This window comes from Kitasatospora sp. NPDC047058 (assembly GCF_040643935.1).
In the GTDB taxonomy this organism is placed as follows: Bacteria; Actinomycetota; Actinomycetes; order Streptomycetales; family Streptomycetaceae; genus Kitasatospora.
This window is the reverse complement of record NZ_JBEYVJ010000427.1, coordinates 1-5,458: the sequence shown is the minus strand read 5'-3', so window position 1 is coordinate 5,458 and position 5,458 is coordinate 1. Positions and strand designations below refer to the sequence as shown.

The window sequence follows — 5,458 nt, the reverse complement described above, 5'->3', positions numbered from 1 at the left end:
GGCGCGGCCGGCGGCCGGCCCGGGGAAGGCGCTGCGCCCGCGCGGACTGCACGACCTCCGCGGCGACGGCCGGCCGGGCGGCCCGGTCCGCCTGCCGGCCGCCCTGCACTACCGCGCCGACGACCTCCTGGTCGTATCCGGCCTGCCGGGCAGCGGGAAGAGCACCCTGATGCGCCGGTGCATCACGGCCCGGCTGGTCGACTCCCAGCAGGTGCGCGAGGAGTACGCGGCCCGGCTGCCGTCCTGGCTGCCGTACTTCGTCTACCGTCCGCTGGTCCGGGCCGCGCACTACCGGCGGCTGCGCCGTGCGGTGCTCGGCGGCGGCCCGCTCGCGGTGCACGACTGCGGGGCGCTGCCCTGGGTGCGCCGCTACGTGACCCGGGCGGCGGCCCGGCAGGGGCGGCGGGTGCACCTGATCCTGCTGGACGCCAGTGCGGGCGAGGCCCGGGAGGGCCAGGCCGCCCGTGGGCAGCGGGTCTCCGCGTACGCGTTCGCCCGGCACCGCGAGGCCGCCCGGCGGCTGCGCCGCAGGCTGGCCGGGACGGGGGAGCCGCCGGCCGGCTGTGCGTCGGCCGTGGTACTCGACCGGGCCGGTGCGCGCGCCCTGCGGGAGATCGTCTTCGTGGCGTCGTAGTCTCGGCGAGGCGGTGCGGGGCCGCCCGCCGACCCGTCCGGGTGGCCCTCCGGGGTGCCTGCGGGGCGGACGGAGTGTCAACTTTCGGACAGATCCGGGGCATTGCCGCGATCGGTTGGTGCAGGAAATGCTCCACCTGTGGCCGGTGCCGGCCGATCAGGCTTCCCGGTAGCGTCCGATTTGTCGTCAGAACTTTGAGGCCGGAAGAGAACTGACGCGTACACGTGGCCCTGCGTAGCCTTAGGCTCCGGCGGCTCCCCCAAAGCGGCCGCCACCCCCCACAACTCCCCCTCAGGAGCGCAGATGCGTCGTTCTGCCCGCGTCCCCTCGCGTGTCCCCCGCAGATTCCTCAGCGCCGCGGCCCTCGTCGCCGCCCTCGGGCTCACCCAGTTCGCCGCACCCGCCTCGTTCTCCACCGCCGCCGCCCAGGCCCCCGCCTCGGCCCAGTGCGTCGGCGGGGAGAGCGCGGACGCCGCCGCGGGGTCGGACGCGGCCGCCCGCAAGCCCGCCGGCAGCACCACCGGCCACGAGCCCAACGCCGTCACCGACGCCCAGGCCAAGGTCATGGACGCGGACCTGCAGGCCCGCGTCGTCCAGCTGGCCCATTCCTCCCAGGGCAGCGCGCTGCTCGCCCCCGGAACGCTCGCCGCCGCCACCACCATCCCGGTGTACGTGCACGTCGTCCACTCCGGGACGACCGGCAAGCTCAGCGCGACCGACATCAGCAAGCAGATCTCCGTCCTCAACGCCGCGTACGGCGGCCAGGGCGCGGGCAACACCGCGAGCCAGTTCCAGTTCCAGCTGGCCGGAAGCGACTACACCGACAACGCGACCTGGTACAACGGCATCACCCCCGGCTCCTCGGCCGAGAAGGCGATGAAGACCTCGCTGCGCAAGGGCGGCGCCGGGACCCTGAACCTCTACACCGCCAAGCTCGGCCAGTCGCTGCTCGGCTGGGCGACCTTCCCGAGCTCCTACCGGTCGAACCCGAGCGACGACGGCGTGGTCATCCTCGACTCCTCGTTCCCGGGCGGCTCGGCGGCCAACTACAACGAGGGCGACACCGCCACCCACGAGGTCGGCCACTGGCTCGGGCTGTACCACACCTTCCAGGGCGGCTGCAGCGGCCAGGGCGACTACGTCTCCGACACCCCGGCCGAGAAGAGCGCCGCCTTCCAGTGCCCGGCGGGCCGCGACACCTGCACCGCCACCGGCCTCGACCCGATCCACAACTTCATGGACTACACCTACGACTCCTGCATGACGCAGTTCACCCCCGGCCAGGTCGCCAGGATGTCCAACTCCTGGGCCGCCTACCGGGCCTGACGGCCGGCCGTCCGAGATCCTGGCGGGTGCGTGGGCGATCGGGCCCGCGCACCCGCCAGTACCAGTTCCGGGGCCGGCCCGGCCGCGGGACCGGCCGGCCGTCCGGGGAGGGGTGCGGCACCGGTGGCGCGGGCGCACGGGGTTCGGTGAGCGTCCGGCGGACGCGGCGTGGCAACCGGTGGCGGAATATCCCAGTTGATCTATGTTCGGGAGTCAGCGGCAGGTGAAGCCGAGGTAGCAGTCGAGCAAGGAGCAGCGGCATGGCCAACAGCGCGAACCCCCGGATCGTCGTCGGCGTGGACGGCTCGCCCGCCTCCGAGCAGGCGCTGCGCTGGGCCGTCGACTACGCCCGGATGGCCGGCGGCAGCGTCCACGCGATCACGGCCTGGGAGTACCCCGCGTTCTACGGCTGGGCCGGGCTGAGCGTGCCGCCGGCGGAGGGCTTCAACCCCGAGGAGCTGGCCGGCCGGACCCTCTCCGAGACCGTCACCAGGGTGGTCGGGACCGACCCCGAGGTGGGGATCGCCGAGTCCGTCCTGCCCGGCAACGCCGCCCAGGCCCTGCTGGAGACGGCCGTCGGCGCCGCCCTGGTGGTGGTCGGCAGCCGCGGCCTCGGCGGGTTCTCCGGCGCCCTGCTCGGCTCGGTCAGCCGGCACCTCACCGAGCACGCGCCCTGCCCGGTGGTCGTGGTCCGCGAGGGCCACGTGCCCGGCGGGGCCGCCGGATGACGGCGCTCTGCGCACCGGGCCGCCGGAGGACCACGCCCCGCGCGCCCGGCCACCGCACCGAGGCAGGATGGAACCATGCCAGAAGGTGACTCCGTCTACCGCGTGGCCGCCCGGCTGCACGAGGCCCTGGCCGGGCAGCTGCTGACCACCGCCGACCTGCGGGTGCCCGCGCACGCCACCGCCGCCCTCGCCGGACGGCGGGTGCTGGACGTCACCCCGCGCGGCAAGCACCTGCTCACCCGCCTGGAGGGCGGCCTCACCCTGCACACCCACCTGCGGATGGACGGCCGCTGGGAGGTCTACCGCCCCGGCGAACGCTGGGCCGGCGGCCCCGCCTGGCAGATCCGCGCCGTCCTCGGCACCGAACGCGGCACCGCGGTCGGCTACCGGCTCCCGGTCGTCGAACTGCTCCGCACGACCGACGAACAGCGCGCCGTCGGCGACCTCGGCCCCGACCTGCTGGGCCCCGACTGGGACCCGGCCGAAGCCGTCCGCCGGCTCCTCGCCCACCCCGGCCGGCCCGTCGCGGAGGCCCTGCTCGACCAGCGCAACCTGGCCGGCATCGGCAACGTCTACGCCAACGAGCTCTGCTACCTCGCCGGCGTCACCCCGTGGACCCCGGTCGGCGAACTGCCGCGCCCCGACCGGCTGGTGGAACGGGCCCGGCAGATCCTCGACGCCAACCGGCTGCGCCCCGGCCACGTCACCACCGGCGACACCCGGCGCGGCCACCAGCACTGGGTCTACGGGCGCGCCGGGCGCCCCTGCCCGCGCTGCGGGACCCAGGTGCTGACGGCGGGCCAGGGCGCCCCGCCGCAGGAGCGCGTGGCGTACTGGTGCCCGTACTGCCAGCGCGGGCCGGCACCGGAGGCCGGGACCGCCGGGCCTACCGGGAGCCGACCAGGGCCGGGTGGCGCGGGTCGTCGACCCGGACGGTGACGTCGGCGGCCTCGGCGGGGACGGTCTCCGCCTCGTAGCGGGCGAAGGCCGGCAGCGTCCACCGCTCCTCCGGCGGCGTCCGGCGGGCCAGCGCGGCCGGGGACAGCGCCAGATGGACGGTCAGCTCCAGCGGCAGCCAGCGGCCGAGCAGCAGCGCGCCGTCCAGCAGCAGCACCCCGCCGGGCGGCAATGCCGTGTACGGCGCGCGGGTCGACCGGTCGGTCACCGGGTCGCGCAGCGACGGCAGGACGCGGCCGCTGCCGTCGGGCTCCAGCGGGTCCAGCACCTCGCGCAGCAGGGCGCCGTCGTCCAGCCAGAGGTCGTGGAAGGCGTCCGCGTCCTGCTTGCCGTACTCCAGCCGCACCGAGGCCGGGCGGAGGAAGCCCGCCGCCGACACGCGCAGCGTCGGGCGCCCGCGCAGCCGCAGCGGTTCGACCAGGGCGTCCGCCAGCGCCCCCGGCCGGGCCGCGGCGGCGCCGTCCACCGCCACCCGCAGCCACCGCTCGCCGGCCCCCGGGAGCGCGGTGATGCGGTCGGCGAGGAGCTCGGCGAGCCGGTCGGGCGAGATCGGGTGTACCTGCATCCGCCCATCCTGCCCGCCGGGGCCGGTCACGCGTGCGGCCTTTTCCGGCGTGCCCGCGCCCGGGGCGCGGGTTCCGCCGCCACGGCCTCAGGCCAGCGGAAGGGCGTGCAGTATGTCGTCGTGACCCGCGTAGAGGTGGGTGGCGTCGACGGACAGCGACCACACGTCGACGCCCGGGCCCGAGTCGCGGAACGTCCACCGCTCCTCCCCGGTGGCGGCGTCGAGCGCACGGACGCCGGCGGCCGCCGGACCCGGCACGAACAGGTCGGTCCCGGCCGCCAGCAGCCGGCTGCGGCGGTCCAGCCGGAACGGCAGCCGGTGCGACCAGAGCCTGGCGCCGGTCTCCGCCGCGTACGCGGTGACCACGCCGTCGTCGCGGGGGACGAACACCCGGGTGCCGTCGGCGGCCGGCGGCAGACAGCGCCACTCCTCGGACGGTCCCGGCGCCACCGACCAGTGCGGCGTGCCGTCCTTCAGCCGCAGGGCCCGCAGCCCGGTCGGCCCGCCGTTGGTGTAGACGTGCTGCCCGCTCGCGACGGCCCAGCTCGTGCTCTCCTCGGCGGGCACCGCCCAGACCGGCTTGCCGGTGGCGGTGTCCAGCAGGACCAGCCGGCGGGTCGCGCCCGAGGACTCCAGCAGCGGGACGTGGCCGTCGGCCGAGGTGACCGGGGAGAGCGGGTGCTCGCCGGCGGAGGGACGGCTCCACAGCACGGCGAGATCCGGGTAGCGCACCGCGAACAGGTTCTCGGTGCCGTCGGGGCTGAACGGCTTCGACTCCGCCCGGCCGTAGACGACGTCCCCGTCGCAGCCGAACAGCGTGATGGTGCTGCCCAGCTCCTCCGGCAGCGGCATGCTCCACCGCGCCGTCCCGTCGCCGAGCCGGCGGCCGTCGACGTGGCCGTGCGAGCTGGTGAACACCCGGTCGCCGCCGACCACCACCCGGCTGTCCGGAACGTCGAGGTCGCTCGGCCAGTCCGTCTTGGGCACCGGGAACTCCAGCGTCCGCTGCACCGTGCCCGAGGCCGGGTCGAGCACCTGGAGCCCGGACCGGGACAGGAAGACCGGCTGGACAGGCCGTGCGCTCAACCGCTCCGGCGTCATCGCCTCCGGGCCCCGGTACGTCCAGACCGGCTCCGGCCCGGTGAGCCGGGTCGGCCGCGGCTTCGGCGGTCAGCTCGGCGTCGAGCACCGCCCGGGACATGATCCGATCACGGAGGTTGGCCACCGACCACGGGCGGCCCGATCGGC

Annotated in this window: 6 protein-coding genes; 4 read left to right on the top strand and 2 right to left on the bottom strand. The window is 76.0% G+C overall.

Features of this window, described 5'->3' with window-relative positions; genetic code table 11:
- From ABZ885_RS34590 to ABZ885_RS34575, 4 genes are all read left to right on the top strand, one after another.
- Positions 1 to 634 (top strand): AAA family ATPase (locus ABZ885_RS34590; protein ID WP_360197740.1); only part of this gene is annotated, 634 nt, incomplete at its 5' end.
- Between the two features lie 303 nt (positions 635 to 937).
- Entirely contained in the window at positions 938 to 1,960 is a 1,023-nt protein-coding gene (locus ABZ885_RS34585; RefSeq protein ID WP_360197737.1) for a zinc metalloprotease, read from the top strand.
- Positions 1,961 to 2,220: 260 nt separating this feature from the next.
- Positions 2,221 to 2,688 (top strand): universal stress protein, encoded by a 468-nt coding sequence (locus ABZ885_RS34580; RefSeq protein WP_360197734.1) that lies wholly within the window; start codon positions 2,221 to 2,223, stop codon positions 2,686 to 2,688.
- 75 nt (positions 2,689 to 2,763) lie between these two features.
- The gene (locus tag ABZ885_RS34575; RefSeq protein ID WP_360197732.1) at positions 2,764 to 3,627 is read left to right on the top strand and encodes a DNA-formamidopyrimidine glycosylase family protein; all 864 of its coding nucleotides are present in this window, start codon (positions 2,764 to 2,766) and stop codon (positions 3,625 to 3,627) included.
- On the opposite strand, the gene ABZ885_RS34570 is transcribed toward ABZ885_RS34575, so the two are convergent.
- Together ABZ885_RS34570 and ABZ885_RS34565 are read right to left on the bottom strand one after the other, a co-directional pair.
- Positions 3,575 to 4,210 (bottom strand): uridine kinase, encoded by a 636-nt coding sequence (locus ABZ885_RS34570; RefSeq protein ID WP_360197729.1) that lies wholly within the window; start codon positions 4,208 to 4,210, stop codon positions 3,575 to 3,577. The two genes, ABZ885_RS34575 and ABZ885_RS34570, sit on opposite strands and share 53 nt — an antisense overlap.
- Before the next feature lie 87 nt (positions 4,211 to 4,297).
- Positions 4,298 to 5,296, bottom strand: a complete 999-nt coding sequence (locus tag ABZ885_RS34565; protein ID WP_360197727.1) for a PQQ-binding-like beta-propeller repeat protein — start codon at positions 5,294 to 5,296, stop codon at positions 4,298 to 4,300.
- Between the last annotated feature and the right edge of the window lie 162 nt (positions 5,297 to 5,458).

Coding starts and splice junctions, on each gene's coding strand:
- ABZ885_RS34585 (WP_360197737.1), top strand. CDS start 938: ATGCGTCGTTCTGCCCGCGTCCCCTCGCGTGTCCCCCGCAGATTCCTC.
- ABZ885_RS34580 (WP_360197734.1), top strand. CDS start 2,221: ATGGCCAACAGCGCGAACCCCCGGATCGTCGTCGGCGTGGACGGCTCG.
- ABZ885_RS34575 (WP_360197732.1), top strand. CDS start 2,764: ATGCCAGAAGGTGACTCCGTCTACCGCGTGGCCGCCCGGCTGCACGAG.
- ABZ885_RS34570 (WP_360197729.1), bottom strand. CDS start 4,210: ATGCAGGTACACCCGATCTCGCCCGACCGGCTCGCCGAGCTCCTCGCC.